This is a genomic window from Rikenella microfusus DSM 15922 (assembly GCF_000427365.1).
Lineage (GTDB): Bacteria > Bacteroidota > Bacteroidia > Bacteroidales > Rikenellaceae > Rikenella > Rikenella microfusus.
The window spans coordinates 1,156,953-1,176,630 of record NZ_KE386488.1; the positions used below are offsets into that span (position 1 = coordinate 1,156,953).

Consider the following 19,678-nt stretch of genomic DNA (forward strand, 5'->3'; position numbering starts at 1 on the left):
TATTTCTGATCAAGCATTCCGGCTGGAAGATAAATCGATCTATGCAAGGCAAATTTTTGAGATATCGGTTCTGAATTGAACGGATTATTAGTGCTGCAAGAGATAGATATATGCAGTCAGGGTATTACTCTCGTCATTCTCGCGGACGCCCCATTGCAGATTGGGATTCCCGAACGCTTCGGTGAGTGTGAACGTTTCATCCACGGTCAGCGGCTGGTCGAACGGAACCTCGAAGAGGACGACCGTACTTTCTTTTTGCAAATCACTCGCCGGAGTGGCCTGAATTTGAGCGGCAAGCTGCTTAGCTCGATCGGCGGCCAAAGCGGAGACAGTTAGAGTGATAGTACGGTAGCAGACACCGGTCTGCAATTCAGGAGCACTAATGGTATAGCGGAGCATGGCAGGAGATTTTCGTTAAAGATACCGATTCTCCGGCAAAGATTTCGACGGATAATGGGACCTCTCCCAGATGGAAGAAAAAACAAGAGGTTGTGTGCAAATCGTGTGCAACGGAAAAAGAAAAGAGGTCACATCAATGATGTAACCTCTTGGTTTTTAGTGTGGGAGCTGAGGGATTCGAACCCCCGACCCTCTGCTTGTAAGGCAGACGCTCTGAACCAACTGAGCTAAGCTCCCCTGCGTTGATTGCGATACAAAAGTACGGCTTTTTCCCGATTCTCCAAAAAAAATCGAAAAAAGTTTTTCGATTTTTTTGCAAACTTCACAGAACAAACTGATAATCAATACTGTAATCACCCTTCTCACCGGTTCTTCCCATCCTTTTCGGGAACCGCCGGCCCTTCCGACGCCGTTTCCAGCACCTCCAGCGTCTTCAACTCCGCCGAATCGGCCGCGCTGAGCGAATCGGCCGGCGGCAACAACTCCGTCGGAGATTCGGCAGCCGGAGTAATCCGCAACCGGGCCTGATCTTCCGCCCGCGGCCCACGGAGAAACACTTCGCGGATATAATTCCGCAGGTTCATCCGCGTATCCTCGATCAGCTCGACCCGCGAAGGCAGGTCGGCGCTCTTGTACCTCGCCCGCGTGATTTTGAAATCGAAATCGTCCAGGTTCCCGAAAATGTCGATCCCCAACCGGAACGGTATCGGCGACTTAAGCACCGAAATATGATAATCGAACGTCATGTCCATCTTATGCACGCCGCTCACGGCCGCCCGGTAACGGTCGATCTCGACCACGAACGGAAAGATCTCGACCTGCGCATCCCGTACCAGCAGTTCCGCCGAAATATGGTCGATCAGGTTCCGTTTCTTATTCTTGAACATCAGTTTTTTCGAAATCTCCGCGAAAGTCTCGCCGTCCATCAGCACCAGGCTGTCCCCATCTATGTGGCAAGCCGCGTTGAGCGTCGGCAGCAGGATGTTCATGGCGCTGTCCAACCGTGCCGTCACTGCGATCTGGCAGTCCACCACCCCCTCGAACGACCGCAGCATCGGCATCAGCGTATCGATCGACGGCAACAGCTCGATCAACCTCGCCACCTGCATCTTTTCCATCTCCAGATCGAATCCCGCCTGGATGTCCTGCGGCGTCCGCGTAGCGTACAGCCCCGTCAGTTTCAGATTCCCCGCATCGCTGCGCATCACCAGATCCGTAAGCCGTACCGCCCGGTTGCGGGCCACCGCCTCGCCCGACAGGCTGTCCAGCACGAGGTTGGCATAGACCCCGCGGCGAACCGTCAGGTCGAACGTCATGTCGATATTGCCCGGTACCACCAGCAACGAACCGGCCGAAGCCGTATCCGCCGATCGGACGATGCGTTGTTCCAACTGGTCGTCGCTTTCGGTATGTCCGACCCCGCCCTGCGCCACCAGCTCGGCGCCGGCATTGGCGACCCGTATAATCTCGTTCAGGTTGAGCGTGTCGGCCTCCACCTCCAGGTTTCCCTGCAACCGGCCCCGGCCCAGCATCGCCCGCCGCAGCCCCGACACTTCGCCCGTCAGCACCATCTGCGACTGTCCCGCCTTGACGAAAGTCCGGTCCAGCCGTATCCGGTCGGTATCGAAAGCGACATCCGCGTCGCGCAAAACGACGGGCAACGGGAAAACGGGCGTCAGAATACGTCCCGAAACGGCTTTGACCTCGCCGTTCACCTGCCACCTCCGCAACAAAGCCCCGAGATCGGACGACACTCGCATGTCTATGTCGCTGCCGGAAAATTCATCGGCCGGAAGCTGCCGCGGCCCACGGAGAGCACGCACATGCGCGAAGAGCGAATCCCGCGCCACAGCCGGATAGACGCGCTGCAACGAATCGAGCCACCGGTCACGCCGCGCCTGCATCGCGCTGTCGGGACGGTTGATCGTGGCATTCAGGCCGACGCTGCCTTCGCGGACCACGAAACGGCTCCCGGCATCGCGGAGCGCCAATCCGTTCGCCTGCATCCAGAGCGAGATGCGAGGAATACGGGGAGCGCCCTCCGCCGGAAAAATACTCCACCGGCTGCCCAATCCGCGCCCGATAAAGACGATCGAGTCGCCCGTTTCGATTCGCAAACCCGCGGCGGAAAGCGAACCCTGCGCCGGATGTACCGCCGTCGTATCGCGAACGATATTCTTGGCCGACATCGCGGCGCGCACGTCGATCTTTTTCCCGGTCACGCACAATGCCCGCCCCATGTCCATATCCACGGTATCCAGCGTGAGCGCTGCGCCCACGGCCTGTTTTCCTCCGTCGTCCAGGGAATCGGTACGCACCAGCCCGGTCCCCATCTCCAGACGACCGTGCCCGACCATCATGCGGAACGCTTCTTTCGGAACATGCACCCGCAAAGTATCGACCGTCAGGAACCCGCCCATCGCGGCGCCGCCGGCATGAGCGAGATCGAGCTGACTCAACCGTGCCCGCCCCTTCATGTCCATCGCGATCCGCCCCCGCACGTCGGTCCCGTCGGGCGAAGGGAAATGCCGGGTCAGGTAATCCAGCGACAAGTCTCCTTTCAGCGTACCGTCGAATCCGGCATCGCCCGTCAGCCGGTCGAACTTCCCGGCGGCATAGAGATTCAGTCCGATGCCGGAGACTTGCAACCGCCGCAGGTCGATGCCCGTCGAATCCGGGCGGCGGGGCCGGTAACGCAACGTGGCGTCGAGGGCCAGCGTATCGATACGGCTCCCGTTACGGTCTTTCTTATAATACAGATAACCGGCCGGTATGCGCCAATCGACCGTGACGTCGGGCAACGTCTTCGTCGCCGGAGCGAACGTTCCGTCGATGCGCAGGTCGATGTCGGTGGACAGATCGGTCTCGTAATCCCTCGCCAGCGGCAGTACCTCGGTCGGAATGAGACGGAGCAGACTGGCGAATTTCAGCCCCTGGGTACGGACGCCGAACCGGGTGACGACGCTGTCGCCCCGGAAAGCGGCTTCGCCCGCGGCGGTCACGAGCATATCGTTCAGCCGGAGGCTGAAATCGCCGACCGTAGCCTCCTTATGATCTTTGCCGCGGAACAGGATTCCGGTGCGGAACCTCAGCGATTCGAGCCGGTCGAAATTTCCCCAGACGACCTTCCGGGCCGCCAGATCCACGGTGTAATCGACCCGCCGCCGGCCGTTTACGCTCAGGCTGTCGATAAAGGCCGCGCCGGCCCGTCCGTCCGTCTCGACCGCGACCGCACAGTCTTTCAAACGGAGCCGTCGGATGTCGTTCCGCAGCAGGTCGGTCGTCAGCCGTCCCCGGACGAAAAAACTGCCCAGGCTTACGGAACCGGCAGTCCCGTCCGGCCGGCTGTCGTACGCCAGATGCAGGCCGTCGCGGACCGAAATCCGGCTGATATTGACCTCCAAAGCCGTCGAGGAGGTGTCCGCTGCCGCGGCGGCGCTTCGGTAGATGTCCCAGTTGGCCGTTCCGTCCGGCGCCACGCAGGCATGCAGATGGGCGTCCGCCAGCCCGATGCGCCGGATGTCGGCTTTGCCGGCCATCAGGTCGGGCGCGTTCAGCGAAATATCGAGCCGACCTATGCGAGCCAGCGTATCGGCCTCGCGGGGCAGGACGCTGCGAACGGAATCGGGCAGCCGTTCGAAAGCGTGCGAAACCACTTCCGCCCCCCGCAGCCGCAAAGTGACATACGGAAAATCCCGGAAAAGCGAGACGCTGACGGTATCGAAACGCACCTGCGCATCGAGGTAACGGTCGCAGACGCGCGACACGAGCGGGGTCAGCCGTTCGGGGGTGAGCAGCAGGGCGGCGGCTCCGACGGCGAGGCCGAGCAGCAGGACGATGGTTCCGAGGGGGATAAAGACGAGTTTTCTGACCGTTTTGCGTTTCATGGTTCTCAAAGATACGATTTTTGCGGCAAGCTGCGGCCCGCGAGGTGCCGTTTACGGCCGCCGTACGACCGTTTTTTATCGTCCGGAGGCGCCGCACACCTGAAAAACGGGAAAATTCGTACCTTTATGATTCGGAATTATGGTACTTCTCATCCTGCTCGTCATTTCGATCGTGCTGCAAATCTTCGCGGCAGGGGTGGCCGTGCGCCTGACGCGCACGACCAAGTTCAATTCGTCGTGGATCCTGATCACGATCGCGCTGGTGCTGATGTGCGCGATGCGTTTCAACGAGTTCGCGCAGGCGCTTTCGGAACGTACCGAGGGACGGACGAACATGATCGTGATGGAGCCGGAGTACTATGTCTGGGTGGGGGTGGCCACGTCGCTGTGTTTCGCGGTGGGGGTTTTCATGATCAAGAAAATCCTGAATTACATCGCCCTGCGGGAGGAACAGCGGCGCAACAGCGAAAAACGGGTGCTGAGCGCGGTGATCCGGGCGGAGGAGAACCAGCGGCAGATCATCTCGAAAGAGCTGCACGACGGCCTGGGTCCGCTCCTGTCGTCGGTGCGGATGAGCGTCTCGGCGCTTTCGACGCAGAGCCTGAACGATACGCAGAAGGAGATTCTGGCGAACACGGAGTATGTCATCAACGAGGCGGTCAAAAGCCTGACGGAGATTTCGAACAACCTGAGTCCGCATGTGCTGAACAATTTCGGGGTTGCGCGCGCGCTGCATACGTTCGTCCACAAGCTCCGGCCGATGTGCCCGGCCACGCGGATCGCGTTCAACCCGGGCAGCCTGCGGGAAGTGCGGTTCAATCCGGACAAGGAGGTGATCCTTTACCGGGTGGTGTGCGAACTGATCAACAACGCGCTGAAACATGCGGAGGCGGAGACGCTGACGATCGGCATGGACATGGAACGGGAATGGATAACGGTACGTGTGGAGGACGACGGAAAAGGGTTCGATACGGAGGCGGAAGCGGAAGGCATGGGACTGTCGAATATCGCTTCGCGGATCAGTTCGATCCGGGGGGAGCTGCGGATCGACAGCCGGCCGAACGGCGGCGGAACCCGCGTATTCATCCGCATCAATTCCAAATAACCGTCGGTTAAGTATATACGGTTTGCCCCCCAGCCGTGTAGGGATCTTCCCGAACGGCCCTGCGGCGCCGGATGAATCGAGTACGGCAACCCCGGGCAAAAGACCCGGAGAATCCGGCGCGAGCCGAGAAAGTATCGACAAAAACCAATTTATATAATCGGGAATACCCCTATCAGATTTGTTCCGGTTTACCGGATTAACCGGCCCGGTCGCGGGCAAAGCGTGCGCCGAAGCATCGAAGGCCGGAAATCCCATAAAGGGATATTTCCGTATAAAATCGGGGTAAACGTATACCCTGACCGCCCGCCCATGCCGCACATTGGGTTCGGAGCAGACCGTTCGCTCTTTGCGAACCGGGCAAACGGCCCCCTCGAACCTGCAACGTGCCGAATAGAACGAATGACTATGTCGGAAATACATGAACGATATATGCGGTTGGCCCTGGCTGAAGCCCGTGCCGCCGCGCAGTGCGGCGAAGTACCCATCGGCGCCGTCGTGGTCGCCGGAGGCCGTACCCTCGCCCGTGCCCATAACCTGACCGAGACCCTCGGCGATGTCACCGCCCATGCCGAGATGCAGGCACTGACCTCCGCCGCATCCGCGCTGGGCGGCAAATACCTCGACCGCTGTACCCTGTACGTGACCGTCGAACCCTGCCCCATGTGCGCCGCCGCCCTGCGCTGGGCGCAGCTCGGCACGCTGGTTTACGGCGCCTCCGACCCCAAACGCGGATATACCGTCGTTTCCGACAAACTGCTGCACCCCAAAACCGTCGTCGTGTCCGGCGTGTCGGAACCGGAATGCTCCGCCCTGATGACAGACTTTTTCGCAGCGTTGAGGAATGCCGGAAGATGAAATCGGAAGAGCCTTGCCGAAAACCCGCCGGAAATTTTGAAATCTCCGAAAAAATCATTCAATTTGTAATCGTCGTTCCGTTCGGGACGGGCATTTGCCGAATATTAACCTAAACATACCGTACAGAAAATGAAGCAAGTTAAATTGTGGGGAGTGGCCCTTGCCGCAGCCTTGACAGTGCTCGGCGCCTCGGCGCAAACCAAAGAAGAGGTAGGCCTGAAGATGAAAGAGGCCGGCGAATTGATCAACAACAAAAAACTGGTCGAAGCGATTCCGGTAGTCGAAGAGGTAATCAAAATGGGGCAGGCCGTGGGAGCCGATGCCGTGGACATTACGTCCGAAGCCCAGAAACTGCTGCCGAAACTTTACCTGCAAAAAGGCGTCGAATCGGTTCGCGCCCAGAAGCTGGACGAAGCCATCGCCGCATTCGAGAAAGCCGAGAATCTGGCGGATCTGCAGGGCGACGTGATGACCACCCGCCAGGCCGGACGTTTCGTGTCGAACATTTACATGTCCATCGGGATCACCAGCTTCAACGCCAAAGATTACACCAAAGCGCTCGAAAGTTTCCAGAAAGGGTTGAAACAAGACCCGGAAAATATCCAGCTGGCCTATTTCACAGCCAAATCCTACGCTGAGATGGGGCAGTTGGAACAGGCGATGGAACTTTACAAGCAGGTGATCGCCGCCGGAACTGAAAACAGCAAATACGCGAAACAGGCGACCGATGCGAAAGCCGACATGGACAACTATATGCTCGTGGCCGCCTCCGAAGCGGCACAGGCGGGCGACATCGAAAAAGTGCAGACTTACGTGGCTGCCGTGCCGGAAAATGCCGACGCCAACCTGCTGCTGATCCAGACCGCCAACAACCTGAAAAAATACGACGTGGTGGTAGCCAAAGGAGCCGATGCTTACGCGGCCCAGACCGACGATGCCAAGAAAAGCGACGTGGCTTTCCTCATAGGGGTGGCTTATCAGAACAAAGGCAACAATGCCAAAGCCGCCGAATGGTTGCGCAAAGTGACCGCCGGGAGCAACGTGGCGGCCGCGAAAGAGCTGCTGACGAGCGTGACGGCGGCCTAAGCGCGTACAGCGCGATCGTTATGCGGGCAAGGTCCTCTCCGCGAGGGCCTTGCCCTTTTCGTATTTCGCGCTTTTGTCCGGTTATCCCGGGCGGCATATGACAGCCGGACGCAAATCACTATATGTAGCGATTGTCCGCCCCGCCCCGATGCTTTTTCTTTGCATCCGTAACCAACCGCCACCCCCATGAAACGATTCTTTACGGCCGCATGCGCCGCCGCTGTTGCGGCAGGGGCTTTCGCCGCCGGCCACGGCAAAACGCTGCCCCTGCCCGTACCTGCGGGCGAAGAGAGCGGAGCGGACTCGATCCGTACCCTCGAAACCGACGAAGTAGTGATCCGCTCCTCGTCGAAAGAGACCAACGACCTGTGGAGCGTGCCCGAAGCCGTATCGCTCGTTACCCCCTCCAAAATCAATAACCGGCAGATCGAATCGGTCAAAGACCTCAGCGCTTTCGTGCCGAACCTCTTCATCCCCGACTACGGATCGAAAATGACCACTCCCGTCTATCTGCGCGGCGTCGGGGCACGCAGCAGCGGACAGAGCGTGGCCATGTACGTGGACAACATCCCTTACATGGACAAATCCACTTTCGACTTCGAATTCATGGACATCCAGCGGATCGAAGTGCTGCGCGGGCCTCAGGGGACGCTCTACGGACGGAACGCCATGGGGGGGATCATCAACGTCTATACCCTCTCGCCGTTCGAATACCAGGGACACAAACTTTCGGTCGGCGGAGGCAACTACGGCCGCTGGAACGTCAAAATATCGAAACTCGCCAAGTTCGGCGACAAAGTGGGGCTGAGCGTAGGAGCCTACTACGAACGCGAAGGCGGCTATTTCACGAACGAATTTACGGGCAAGAAAGTGGACGAGGGGCAGTCGGCCGGCGGGCGGCTCAAACTGGAGTGGAAGATCAATCCCCGCCTGAAAGCGATGCTCGCTTCCAGTTTCGATTTCACCGACCAGGGGGCTTTCGCTTACGGTTTATACGACAAAGAGACCGGCAAGATCGCGCCGGTGGACTATAACGACCGGGGCAACTACCTGCGCCGGATGAGCAATAACTCGCTGCGTTTCGAATACCGCACGGACAAGATCCTGCTCACCTCCAACACCGGATACCAGTGGCTCGACGACGATATGTGGATGGACCAGGACTTCACGCGGGAGAGCATTTTCACCATCAACCAGCGGCAGCGGCAGCATTCGATCAACCAGGAGATCGCCGTCCGGTCGGTGAAAGAGCAGAATTACCAGTGGTCGGTCGGCGCGTTCGGGTTCTACAACCACCTGACTACGGACGGCGACGTGCTGTTCAAGCAGGACGGGATACGGAATATCCTCCAGCCGGTTTTCGACCAGATCCAGATGCCGCTGGCGCTGACTATCCGGAACGACGAGATCCCCAACCCCGGAACCTACCGTACACCGACGGTCGGGGCGGCGGTTTTCCACCAATCGACCTTCAATAACCTGCTGACCGACGGTCTGTCGGTGACCCTCGGCCTGCGGCTCGATTACGAAAAGCAATACCTGAAGTACAACACTTCGATGGCGATGGACCTGCTGGCGACTAACAAACCGGGCGGTATCCCGATGCTGCCGCCGGCAGGTATCGAAATGCCGATCAGCAAAACGCTCGTCGGCCAGGACGACCAGGATTTCCTGCAATATCTGCCTAAGGTTTCGATCAAATACGAATGTACGCCGCAGATCATGACCTATTTCACCGTGGCCAAAGGCTACAAGGCGGGCGGGTACAATATCCAGATGTTCTCGGAGGTGATGCAGGACAGTCTGAAAGCCTCGCGGCCGTCGATGGGTTCGTCGGGCGGCGGAGGCCGTTCCGGAGCGGCGGAGGCCGCGAAAGCCGACGGCGAGGGGAATATCCGCAATGCGCTGGCCTATAAGCCGGAGCAGACCTGGAATTACGAGCTGGGCACGCGCGGCACTTTCCGGGACGGACGGTTGAATGTCGAACTGGCCCTGTTCATGATGGATATCCGGGACGTGCAGCTGACGCAATTCGTGAACGGCGGCAGCGGTCGTATCCTGACCAACGCGGGCAGCGGCCGCAGTTACGGGGTCGAAGTGTCGCTGGGGCTGCGGCCGGCGCTGGGCCTGAGCATCGATTTCAATTACGGTTTCACGCACGCTACGTTCCGCGATTACGACGGCGGTACCGATTCGGACGGCACAGCGGTCGATTACCGGGGCAAGTTCATTCCTTACGTGCCGCAGCACACCTTTTCGGCGGGGGCGGCCTACACGCTGAACCTGCCGGGCCGGTGGGTGAACCAGATGACTTTCGCCGCCCAATATACAGGGGCGGGGCGTATCTACTGGACGGAGGCGAACGACGTCCGGCAGCCGTTTTACGGACTGCTGAACGGCAAAGTGTCGTTCCGGCACGAGTTCGTCAGACTGGAATTGTGGGCCCGCAATATCCTGAATAAGGATTACGGAGCGTTTTATTTCGAATCGTTCGGCAATTCGTTTGTCCAGCGGGGCAAGCCGTTCACCTGCGGGGCCAATCTGGTCTTTGCCTTTTGACCGTCAGGGTATGTCGTTTCGGCCGGAAACGCGGAAGACCGGAACGGCTGCGGCACGTTCCGCAAACTTTTCTTAAATTTGTCAGGATAACTTCCGTTTGCCAAAACGTGCCATGAAACGATACTGTCCCAACCTGTTCAGCTACACCCGCCGGCAGAGCGACCCGATCCGGATCGGCAGCCATCTGGTATTGGGCGGAGACGCGCCGGTGGTGGTACAATCGATGACCACTACCAACACGGCCGACGTCGAAGCCTCGGCCCGGCAGGTGATGCGGCTCGCGGCAGCCGGGGCCGAAATGGTGCGCCTGACCGCTCCGGGACGGACCGAAGCCGAACGGCTGCTCACCATCCGGCGGCGGATCGAAGAGCAGGAATGTTACGTACCCCTGGTGGCCGACATCCATTTCAATCCGCAGGTCGCGCTGATCGCAGCGCAATATGTCAGCAAAGTGCGGATCAATCCGGGCAATTTCATCGACCGGCGGGCCACTTTCAAACACCTCGAATATACGGACGAAGAGTATGCCGCCGAACTGGAGCGGCTGCGCGTGCAGCTGACCGCGCTGATCGAGGTCTGCAAATACTACAACACCGTGATCCGCATCGGCGTGAATCACGGTTCGCTCTCCGACCGGATCATGTCCCGCTACGGCGACACGACGGACGGCATGGTCGAGTCGGCCATGGAGTTTCTGCGCGTCTGCCGGGCCGAGGGTTACGACCGGGTGGTGATCTCGATGAAATCGAGCAACACTCGGGTCATGGTCGAAGCCTACCGCAAACTGGTCGTGCGGATGGACGAAGAGGGGATGCGCTACCCGCTGCACCTGGGCGTGACCGAAGCGGGAGAGGGCGAAGACGGCCGGATACGTTCGGCGGTGGGAATCGGCGCCTTGCTGGCCGACGGCATCGGGGACACGATCCGCGTGTCGCTGACCGAAGCGCCCGAAAACGAAATCGCCCCGGCACGGATACTCGCCGACTACTTCAAAGGGCGGGAGGTGCACAATTACATTCCGGTGGACGACGATCCGCTGCCTTACGACCCTTACAACTACTCCCGCCGCGCAACGACGGCCGTACAGCACCGCGGAAAGACGATCGGCGGCGGTATGCCGCCCGTGGTCGTCGGCGACCGGGCAGCCGGCGCCGACTTCGCCCCGGAAGACTTTCCACTGACCACGCCGGGACAGGCCATGCGGGGGGCCGATCGGGAAAAGGGATGGATCGCCTGTACGCTGGAACACCTGACATATGAGTTCCTGGAATGGCTCGAAAAGCATCCCGAACGGATTCTGGTGCTGGTATCCGAGAACGTCCACTGGGTCGGCGAAATCCGGGCCTGTTTCGTACAACTGATGCGGCACGGCGTCGCGAACCCGGTCGTCGTCAGCCGCTGCTACGGCGAGAAGTCGCTGGAACGGTTGCAGCTCCATGCGGCGGCGGATTTCGGCGCCCTGCTGATCGACGGTTTCGGGGACGGGATATGGATCGTCAATGAGGTGTTCGAAACGATATACGACGAAGACGCGCAGGGAAAGCCGGTACGGACGGAACGGGACGCGACGCCGGAATTCGACCTGACGTCGCTTTCGTTTTCGATTCTTCAGGCGGCTCGGGCGCGTATATCCAGGACCGAGATCATCTCCTGTCCGGGCTGCGGCCGGACGTTGTTCGAATTGCAGGAGGCAGCGCGTGCGGTCAAAGAGCGGTTCGGCCATTATCCGGGTCTGAAGATCGCCGTGATGGGCTGCATCGTGAACGGGCCTGGCGAGATGGCCGACGCCGATTTCGGCTACGTGGGTTCCGGCAACGGTCTGGTAACGCTCTACAAAGGCAAAGAGGTGGTGGAACGGAATATCCCGCAGGAAGGGGCGCTGGAACGGCTGGAGCAGTTGATTCGGGGAACGTCGGGGTGATTTTTATGCCGGGCGGCAGGCCAGGCGACTCGGCGAGTCGCCTGGCCTGCCGCCGGGCCGCAAAGCGGCCCCGCCCGGTGGCGGCGGCCCGAATATCCATAGAAATACCGTAATAAAAATGACGAAAGACGAAATACTGGAGTTGCTCAAAGGAGTGAAGCACCCGGAGCAGGACAAAGATATCGTGTCGCTGGGCATGGTGGAAAACCTGACGATTGACGCGGATACGGGCGCCGTGCGTTTTACGATGAAGCTGACCAAACCGCGCGACCCGATGGCCGGTTCCGTCCGGCGGGCGGCCGAGGCCGTCCTCCGGGAAGCGACAGGCGTTCCGCCGGTCATCGTGGTGGCGGAGCCGCTGCCGCCCGATTCGAAAGCGGCCAAACAGCAGACGATGCGCGAGAAAAGCCGGCTGAACGAGATCGGACAGGTGATCGCCGTAGCTTCGGGCAAAGGCGGCGTCGGAAAAAGCACCGTAACGGCGAACCTGGCGGTGGCCCTGGCCGCCGAAGGCTACAAGGTCGGCGTGCTGGATGCGGACATTTACGGGCCGTCGATGCCCAAAATGTTCGGCGTGGAGGACTACAAACCGGTCGCGGAGATCGCCGAAGACGGTTCCGACCTGGAATATATCGTTCCGGCCGAGGCTTACGGAGTGAAAGTGATGTCGATCGGTTTCTTCATCTCCGGCAGCGACGCGCTGGTCTGGCGGGGGCCGATGGCGACCAACGCGCTGCGCCAATTGCTGCACCAGACGGCGTGGGGGGAACTGGATTTCCTGCTGATCGACCTGCCTCCGGGAACGGGAGACCTGCACCTGACGATCGTGAGCGAGCTGAAACTGTCGGGAGCGGTGATCGTCAGCACGCCCCAGGAGGTGGCTCTGCTGGACGTGGTGCGGGGTATCGCGATGTTCCGCAACGAACATGTGAACGTGCCGATCCGGGGTATCGTGGAAAATATGGCCTGGTTCACGCCGGCGGAGCTGCCGGACAACAGGTATTTCATTTTCGGCCCGGCGGACGAGGGGGGGCGTGTCGCCGCCCTGGCGACGGAACAGGGGGTGCCGTTGTTAGGCTCTATCCCGCTGGTGCAGGCGATCGCCGAGGGCGGGGATACCGGAAAGCCGATCGCCGCGCGCGATTCGCTGACCGGCGAAGCGTTCCGTACCGTGGCGCGGGCGCTGGTCGGAAAACTTTGACCGGACGAGGTTCCGCGGCGGAACAAAGTCGTAAATATTGGTTATTCCTCGGTTATTATAACACAAGAGCGTTCAGAATACAAAGAAGACTACGGAACAGCTGAAAAGACATACACCGTTTTTCTTCGCTTCTTTCTTTTCAAAGAGAGAACGATCCTCTCCAAATGCCAAGCACCGAATAAACGAACGGTTTTTATTGGCAGAAGGGGTGAGATTAAAAGAAAAAACGTATATTTGCATCCGATAACGGGCCGGAAGGTCTGTTATGAGGACGGCTCCGTAGTTCAATGGATAGAATTTCAGATTCCGGTTCTGACGATATGGGTTCGAATCCCGTCGGGGTCACGCATCGACATAGTATTTCCCGCTTTCCGATACCGGAGAGCGGGATTTTTTATCCTTTACGACCATGTTGAAGATTTTTGCCGCGATGTGCCTCGGCGTAGCGGCCGGATGGCTGACCCGACGGCTGCCGCATCCCCGGCGCGTAGCCGGGAAAGCCGTTACCGGCGCCATTCTGATACTGATGATCCTGCTCGGCGCCGAAGTCGGAGGAAACGACCTCGTACTCCGCCATTTCGCCTCTATCGGACTGACCGCCTTACTGCTGGGCGCAGGCGCCGTCGGCGGCGTACTGCTGGCCGCCAAAGTCCTATGGCGGTACAGCTTCCGGAAAGTCGCGCCGAAAACCCCGGAACCCGGAGCCGCCACCGGAGAAACGTCCTCCGGCGGGGCACGGTTCAGCCTCGTTATCGTCGGCACATTCGCTCTCGGCATCGTCCTGGGCATCTGCACCCCCGCCGCCCGCTGGACCGCCTCCTGGCCCCTCGCGCTGTGGGCCTTATACCTGCTGATGCTGGCCGTAGGCATCACCATCGGGAGCGACACCGCCACCCTGCGGAGCGTCGTGCGCCAGCCGGGACGGAGCCTGCTCGTACCGTTGGCGACCCTGCTCGGCTCGTGGGCCGGCGTTTCCCTCGTATGGGGCCTCCTGCAACTGGCCGGAGGCAGACCGATGCTCTGGTCCGATGCCATGGCCGTGGGTTCCGGACAAGGCTACTACTCGCTCTCCGGCGTACTGCTGGCCGAACTGCGCGGCCCCGAGATCGGCACGATCGGCCTGCTGGCCAACATTACGCGCGAAATGCTGACCGTAGTGGGAGCGGCATGGATGGCCAAACGGTTTTCGCCCCTCGGCCCGATCTGCTCCGGCGGGGCGACCACGATGGACGTCTCGCTGCCGGGCATTATCCGTTACTGCGGGCCGCAGTACCTGGCCCTGGCGGTATTGCAGGGAGTGATCGCCGACCTGTCGGTACCTTTCATGGTGCCGTTTTTCGCAGGGCTGGCATCCTGATCCGGAGCCGGCACAGACAGTCGCTGTCCTTATCCGGGCCGCCCTAACCCCTCAGGGACGCCGCCGCTACCCCGGAACCTAATGCGATATTCACCCCGGCCGGTTCCGGCTTATCGTCAAAACGCTATCTTTGCCCTACTATGAACATCATCGACATACTGGCGGGCCTCGTGCTGGTACTGTGCCTCTGGAGCGGCTGGCGCAGCGGAATACTCGTCCAGCTCAGCGGCATCGTGGGAATCGTCGCCGGGACATGGGTGGCTTACCGTTTCTCACACGCCATCGGACGCTGGCTCGACTTGGAAGAGATGCCCTCCGAAGCGCTGTTCGTGATCGTGCTGCTCGGCGTGCTCGTCTGCGTTATCCTCCTGTGCCAACTGGTTACCCGTTTGCTGAAAGCGGGAGGGCTGGCCGGCCCGCTGCGGCTGCTGGGCGCCGTGTTCGCCGTAGCGAAAGGAGTGCTGTTGCTGGGACTGGCGCTGGTCGCGCTGGAAGCGGCCCTGCCGTGGCTCTCCGACAAAAACAGGGCCTCCCTCGGCAAAACGCTGAAAGAGGCCCGCAGTTATGAAATCCTGAAAGGGGTGGGAGGGTTCGTCTTCCCCTATATCGTCAGCGGAACGAAAGCCGTCGCGGACGAAATCGGCGACCGCTATCCGACCACCGAACCGGCCGGGGCGTCCGCCTCTTCGCCCTCCGGAGCGACGACCGACAGTTTGCCCGCGGGCGACTCGGCCATCAGGATCATGCCCTGAGATTCGATCCCCTTGAGCGTGCGCGGAGCGAGATTCGCCAACACCAGCACCCGTTTGCCGACCATCTGTTCCGGGGTGAAGTATTCCGCGATACCCGACACAATCGTCCGGGTGTCGATCCCCGTATCGACCGTCAGTTTCAGCAGCTTTTTGGTCTTCGGCACCGGTTCGGCCGCCACTACGCGCGAAACGCGGATGTCCATGGCCGCGAAATCGTCGAACTGCACCGTATTCTCTTTGGCCGGAGCCGCCGTGGCATTCGCCGCGGCATTGGCCGCTTTGGTATCCTCCAGTTTTTTGAGCTGCGCTTCGACTGTACTGTCTTCGATCTTTTCGAACAGCAGCTCCGCCTGTCCCAGCTCATGTCCCGGCTCCAGCAGCGTCATGCAGCCGATATTGTCCCATTGCATCCCGGTCTGCGGCAGCCGCAGCATCCCGCGGAGTTTCACGGCGGTGAAAGGCAGGAACGGTTCGCACGCGATCGCCAGCGACACCGTGATCTGCAACGAAACGTTCAGAATGGTCGCCACGCGGCTTTCGTCGGTCTTGACCGTCTTCCACGGCTCGGTATCAGCCAGGTATTTGTTCCCTAACCGCGCGAGGTTCATCATCTCTTTCAACGCCTCGCGGAAACGGTAATTCTCGATATTCTGCTCGATAGCCGCTTTGATGCGCGGTATCTCTTCGAGGATTTCGCGGTCGTAATCGGTCAGCCCGGCTCCGGCGATGGCGGGAACGCGCCCTTCGAAATATTTGTGGGTCAGCACCAGCGCCCGGTTCACGAAATTCCCGAAAATGGCTACCAGCTCGTTGTTGTTCCGCGCCTGGAAATCGCGCCACGTGAAATCGTTGTCTTTGGTTTCGGGGGCATTGGCGCACAGCACGTAACGCAATACGTCTTCCTTGCCCGGGAACTCGTCCAGGTATTCGTGCAGCCACACGGCCCAGTTGCGCGAAGTTGAAATCTTGTCGTTTTCGAGGTTCAGGAACTCGTTGGCCGGAACGTTTTCGGGCAGGATGAAGCCGCCGTGGGCCTTGAGCATCGACGGGAAGACGATGCAGTGGAACACGATGTTGTCCTTGCCGATGAAGTGCACCAGTTTGGTGTCGCCGTCCTGCCAGTAGGGGCGCCACCCCTCGGGATCGCCTTTCCCTGCGAAAAGTTCCTTAGTCGCCGAGATATAGCCGATCGGGGCGTCGAACCACACGTAGAGCACTTTCCCTTCGGCTCCCTCCACCGGCACGGGAATCCCCCAGTCAAGGTCGCGGCTCACCGCCCGCGGCAGCAATCCGCCGTCGAGCCAGCTTTTGCACTGGCCGTACACGTTGGATTTCCACACCTCGTGCGTGCCGCCGTTTTCCGGCCCGTGCTCCCGGAGTATCCACTCGCGCAGGAACGTCTCGTAACGATCCAGCGGCAGAAACCAGTGTCTGGTCTCTTTCAGCACGGGGGTGGCTCCCGTGATCGCGGATTTCGGGTCGATCAGCTCGGTCGGCGAAAGGGTCGATCCGCACTTCTCGCACTGGTCGCCGTAGGCCCCTTCGCTGTGGCATTTCGGGCAGGTGCCGGTGATGTATCGGTCGGCGAGAAACTGCCGCGCTTCGGGGTCGTAGTATTGTTCGGTGGTCTGCTCGATGAAATCGCCCTGTTCGTAGAGCTTGCGGAAAAAGTCCGATGCGGTCCGGGCGTGCATCTCGGAACTGGTGCGGGAATAGATGTCGAAACTGATCCCGAAACGCTCGAAAGCGTCTTTGATAATGCCGTGGTACTTGTCCACCACGTCCTGCGGAGTCACACCCTCTTTTTTGGCTTTGATGGTGATGGGCACGCCGTGTTCGTCCGACCCGCAGATCGAAAGCACGTCCGCGCCGCGGCCGCGCAGGTAACGCACGTATATGTCAGAAGGCACGTAAACGCCGGCCAGGTGGCCGATATGCACGGGGCCGTTGGCATAGGGCAATGCGGAGGTGACGAGGTATCGTTTCGGTTGTTTCATCGTTAGCTTTTTCTTAAGGGTACAAAGATAACGCTTTTCCCCGTTTTACGGTTCGGTGCAACCGGATACCGCCGAACCCGATTATATACTTTGATATACCATTAATTTTCATCGGCGTTTTTCGGCTCGCGCCGACCCCTTCGGGTCTTTTGCTGGGGTTTGCACCGCCTCGTGCCGTCCGGCGCGGAGCCGATAGGGGGAGATGATCACCGAATAGGTTTGGTATACCCAAGTATATAATCGGGCTGGCGAAAGCTCCGTTTCCGCACCATATCCTCTCGCCGGATGCGGATAGGGCCGGTAAAAGCGATCGCTTTCACCGGCCCTCTGCTCCTGTCGGACGGCCGTTCCGCCGTCCGTTCCCTTCCCCAGTCCGGTTCCGGGACGGGGACTGTCTGTCAATTGGCCTGTATCGTCCCGGTATAGGAAACCGTGTTCCCCATGTTCGGCACCAGCGTCAGCGTAGCCATACCGTTATTGATATCGTAGTTCAGGTGGAACACATACTTCACATCGCCCCATTCGGTCTGGAAAACCAGCGTCCACTGCGAACCGCTGTTCATATCTTCCCAGAAATTAAAACGCACCGTATTGATCTCGATCCGTTTGGGCACCGTGGTCACATTCTGCGCCACCGAAACGTAGGGCAGGCTGACCTCCAGATAGCCCGGATAGACCGAAACGTAATTGTTCCACTGGTTCAGCGCCTGCTGCGGCCCCATGAACTGCGGCGTCATCTGCGAAGCCGAGAAAGTGAAGTTATGCGTCTTGAGGGCATTGGTCAATTGCTGTACCATTGCCTGCTGGCGCTCGGTTCGTTTTTCGTCGCGCACCTCTTTTTTCGTGTAATCCTGCGCCGCAACCGTAGCGACCAGCGATACCATCAGAATGGATAAGAATAATTTTTTCATGGTTTTGGAATTTAATTGCGGTTGATAAAATATGGGTTCGTCGTATGTAAAATTTTGACAATTTCCGTGCCAAATAAAATTGCATCAAATTTGCAGAAATCTTCATACCTTGCTTTCCGACAGGGATGCCGGAAACAAATCCCCCCTTATCCGCCAAACGAAAAAAGCACGATACGATGCAAATAAACAGAAAGATCATCCTCCTCGGCGCAGGGATGGCGCTGACGCTGGGCGGAACCGTCTCCGCCGGCGCGCAAAGCCTCGTCTCTCCGTCGGCAGACAGTACCCGGGTCCTGACTCTCCAGGAAGCCGTCGAACTCAGTTACCGCCAGAATCCGGCGATGGAAGCGCAGCGCATAGCCCGCGAAGCCGCCGTCGACCGGCGGAAATCGGCTTGGGGTCTGCGCATGCCCCAACTGGGCGTAACGGCTGCCTATACTTATATGTCCGAAGACATCAAGGCTTTCGATCTGAACGGGGAAAAAAACGCCGCCTTGGAACAGATCGGACAGTTGCCCCTGCCCTTCCCGATCCCGCCTGAAATCATACAGGCCGTAAAAGGACTCGACCTGAGCCTAACGCTCCAGCAACGGCAGTTCGCGGTGGTCGGCGCGACGGTGGCCGTACCCCTGTACACGGGCGGCAAGATCAATGCGGCGGTCAATGCGGCCAAAATCAATATCGAAAAAAGCGACCAGGAGGCCCTCCGGGTACAGACCGACCTGTTCGCCGAAGTCGTGGAGCGTTATTACGGCCTTTCGCTGGCCCGCCACGTGCTGCGGGTGCGCGAAGAGGTAACGGCCGGGATGCGCAAACATCTCGAAGACGCCGAAAAGCTGGAGGCCAACGGCATGATCGCCTCGACCGAGAAACTCTATGCCGAAATGTATCTCGCCCAGGCCGAAGGCGAACAGACCGCGGCGGCCCTGCAAATCGGGACGGTCAATCGGGCGTTGGGCGCGTCGCTGGGACAGACCGCCGACTACCTGCCCGTTACGGCCCTGTTCGTAATCGACGAACTGAAACCGCTCTCGTACTTTCAGGAACGCGTCAAACGGAACAGCCCGATCCTCAAACAGGTCGAGCTGACCCGGCGGCTGGCGGCGGAAGGCGTACGTGCGGCGCGGGCTTCGTTCCTGCCGGAAATCGCCGCGATCGGAGCCGTCAACGCCTGGGACTGGCAACTGACCGACCTGGCGCCGAGATGGACGGTGGGCGCAGGAATCAAACTGCGCATTTTCGACGGCCTGAGCAGCGAATACAAACATGCGGCGGCCAAAAAGGAGATGAGGCAGGCGGAGGTCATGCAGACGAAGGCCGAAAACGACCTGATGGCGCTGACCGAAAAACTCTACAACCAACTGAAAAGCTCGGCGGCGGAAGTGCACGCCCTGGGCGCGTCGGTCGCTTTCGCCGAATCGTACCTGAACGCCAAGCAAAAAGCCTTCAGCGAAGGGATGGCCCCTTCGTCCGACGTGGTGGACGCCCGTCTGAACCTGGCCAAAGCCAAAGTCGAACGGCTGGCGGCAGCCTGCACATTCGACATCGCGCTGGCGCAACTGCTGGCTCTCGCGGGCGAAACCGAATCGATGGGCAGCTACATGCACCAGCAGGATTTCCAGATCATCACCAACGAACATTAATCCCT

At 59.7% G+C, this 19,678-nt stretch carries 13 protein-coding genes and 2 tRNA genes; 10 read left to right on the top strand and 5 right to left on the bottom strand.

Features of this window, described 5'->3' with window-relative positions; all coding sequences use genetic code 11:
• Window positions 1-87 precede the first annotated feature (87 nt).
• From RIKMI_RS0105920 to RIKMI_RS0105930, 3 genes are all read right to left on the bottom strand, one after another.
• A complete protein-coding gene (locus RIKMI_RS0105920) occupies window positions 88-399 on the bottom strand; it encodes a hypothetical protein (RefSeq protein WP_027290849.1) in 312 nt (103 codons plus the stop codon).
• Between the two features lie 162 nt (window positions 400-561).
• A tRNA-Val gene (locus RIKMI_RS0105925) sits at window positions 562-636 on the bottom strand.
• 125 nt (window positions 637-761) lie between these two features.
• Complete coding sequence (locus tag RIKMI_RS0105930; RefSeq protein WP_027290850.1) at window positions 762-4,286, bottom strand: AsmA-like C-terminal region-containing protein; 3,525 nt, start codon at window positions 4,284-4,286, stop codon at window positions 762-764.
• Window positions 4,287-4,425: 139 nt separating this feature from the next.
• Here RIKMI_RS0105930 and RIKMI_RS0105935 point away from each other — a divergent pair, with 139 nt between their 5' ends.
• From RIKMI_RS0105935 to RIKMI_RS0105975, 9 genes are all read left to right on the top strand, one after another.
• Window positions 4,426-5,391 (top strand): sensor histidine kinase, encoded by a 966-nt coding sequence (locus RIKMI_RS0105935; RefSeq protein WP_027290851.1) that lies wholly within the window; start codon window positions 4,426-4,428, stop codon window positions 5,389-5,391.
• Window positions 5,392-5,796: 405 nt separating this feature from the next.
• Window positions 5,797-6,246 (top strand): nucleoside deaminase, encoded by a 450-nt coding sequence (locus RIKMI_RS0105940; protein ID WP_370447796.1) that lies wholly within the window; start codon window positions 5,797-5,799, stop codon window positions 6,244-6,246.
• 129 nt (window positions 6,247-6,375) lie between these two features.
• The gene (locus tag RIKMI_RS0105945) at window positions 6,376-7,332 is read left to right on the top strand and encodes a tetratricopeptide repeat protein (protein WP_027290853.1); all 957 of its coding nucleotides are present in this window, start codon (window positions 6,376-6,378) and stop codon (window positions 7,330-7,332) included.
• Window positions 7,333-7,518: 186 nt separating this feature from the next.
• Window positions 7,519-9,891 (top strand): TonB-dependent receptor, encoded by a 2,373-nt coding sequence (locus tag RIKMI_RS13210; RefSeq protein ID WP_051214382.1) that lies wholly within the window; start codon window positions 7,519-7,521, stop codon window positions 9,889-9,891.
• A 112-nt stretch (window positions 9,892-10,003) separates the two neighbouring features.
• The gene (gene ispG / locus RIKMI_RS0105955) at window positions 10,004-11,812 is read left to right on the top strand and encodes a (E)-4-hydroxy-3-methylbut-2-enyl-diphosphate synthase (RefSeq protein ID WP_037291592.1); all 1,809 of its coding nucleotides are present in this window, start codon (window positions 10,004-10,006) and stop codon (window positions 11,810-11,812) included.
• 118 nt (window positions 11,813-11,930) lie between these two features.
• Entirely contained in the window at window positions 11,931-13,013 is a 1,083-nt protein-coding gene (locus RIKMI_RS0105960) for an Mrp/NBP35 family ATP-binding protein (protein ID WP_037291594.1), read from the top strand.
• Between the two features lie 273 nt (window positions 13,014-13,286).
• A tRNA-Arg gene (locus RIKMI_RS0105965) sits at window positions 13,287-13,358 on the top strand.
• Between the two features lie 64 nt (window positions 13,359-13,422).
• A complete protein-coding gene (locus tag RIKMI_RS14290; protein ID WP_051214383.1) occupies window positions 13,423-14,370 on the top strand; it encodes a LysO family transporter in 948 nt (315 codons plus the stop codon).
• A gap of 140 nt (window positions 14,371-14,510) precedes the next feature.
• Complete coding sequence (locus tag RIKMI_RS0105975) at window positions 14,511-15,122, top strand: CvpA family protein (RefSeq protein WP_027290857.1); 612 nt, start codon at window positions 14,511-14,513, stop codon at window positions 15,120-15,122.
• Here RIKMI_RS0105975 and metG read toward each other — a convergent pair.
• On the bottom strand, window positions 15,020-17,119 hold the full coding sequence (metG, locus tag RIKMI_RS0105980) for a methionine--tRNA ligase (RefSeq protein ID WP_027290858.1): 2,100 nt from the start codon (window positions 17,117-17,119) through the stop codon (window positions 15,020-15,022). The genes RIKMI_RS0105975 and metG overlap by 103 nt on opposite strands.
• 398 nt (window positions 17,120-17,517) lie before the next feature.
• On the bottom strand, window positions 17,518-18,030 hold the full coding sequence (locus RIKMI_RS0105985; RefSeq protein ID WP_027290859.1) for a DUF4251 domain-containing protein: 513 nt from the start codon (window positions 18,028-18,030) through the stop codon (window positions 17,518-17,520).
• Between the two features lie 176 nt (window positions 18,031-18,206).
• Between RIKMI_RS0105985 and RIKMI_RS0105990 the strand changes: the two genes are divergently transcribed.
• Window positions 18,207-19,673, top strand: a complete 1,467-nt coding sequence (locus RIKMI_RS0105990) for a TolC family protein (RefSeq protein WP_169715500.1) — start codon at window positions 18,207-18,209, stop codon at window positions 19,671-19,673.
• Window positions 19,674-19,678 lie beyond the last annotated feature (5 nt).

Excerpts from the sequence above, each read along its gene's own strand:
- RIKMI_RS0105935 (WP_027290851.1), top strand. The coding sequence starts at position 4,426 with ATGGTACTTCTCATCCTGCTCGTCATTTCGATCGTGCTGCAAATCTTC.
- RIKMI_RS0105985 (WP_027290859.1), bottom strand. The coding sequence starts at position 18,030 with ATGAAAAAATTATTCTTATCCATTCTGATGGTATCGCTGGTCGCTACG.
- RIKMI_RS0105975 (WP_027290857.1), top strand. The coding sequence starts at position 14,511 with ATGAACATCATCGACATACTGGCGGGCCTCGTGCTGGTACTGTGCCTC.
- RIKMI_RS0105990 (WP_169715500.1), top strand. The coding sequence starts at position 18,207 with ATGCAAATAAACAGAAAGATCATCCTCCTCGGCGCAGGGATGGCGCTG.
- ispG (WP_037291592.1), top strand. The coding sequence starts at position 10,004 with ATGAAACGATACTGTCCCAACCTGTTCAGCTACACCCGCCGGCAGAGC.
- RIKMI_RS0105930 (WP_027290850.1), bottom strand. The coding sequence starts at position 4,286 with ATGAAACGCAAAACGGTCAGAAAACTCGTCTTTATCCCCCTCGGAACC.
- RIKMI_RS0105920 (WP_027290849.1), bottom strand. The coding sequence starts at position 399 with ATGCTCCGCTATACCATTAGTGCTCCTGAATTGCAGACCGGTGTCTGC.
- RIKMI_RS14290 (WP_051214383.1), top strand. The coding sequence starts at position 13,423 with ATGTTGAAGATTTTTGCCGCGATGTGCCTCGGCGTAGCGGCCGGATGG.
- metG (WP_027290858.1), bottom strand. The coding sequence starts at position 17,119 with ATGAAACAACCGAAACGATACCTCGTCACCTCCGCATTGCCCTATGCC.
- RIKMI_RS13210 (WP_051214382.1), top strand. The coding sequence starts at position 7,519 with ATGAAACGATTCTTTACGGCCGCATGCGCCGCCGCTGTTGCGGCAGGG.
- RIKMI_RS0105945 (WP_027290853.1), top strand. The coding sequence starts at position 6,376 with ATGAAGCAAGTTAAATTGTGGGGAGTGGCCCTTGCCGCAGCCTTGACA.
- RIKMI_RS0105940 (WP_370447796.1), top strand. The coding sequence starts at position 5,797 with ATGTCGGAAATACATGAACGATATATGCGGTTGGCCCTGGCTGAAGCC.
- RIKMI_RS0105960 (WP_037291594.1), top strand. The coding sequence starts at position 11,931 with ATGACGAAAGACGAAATACTGGAGTTGCTCAAAGGAGTGAAGCACCCG.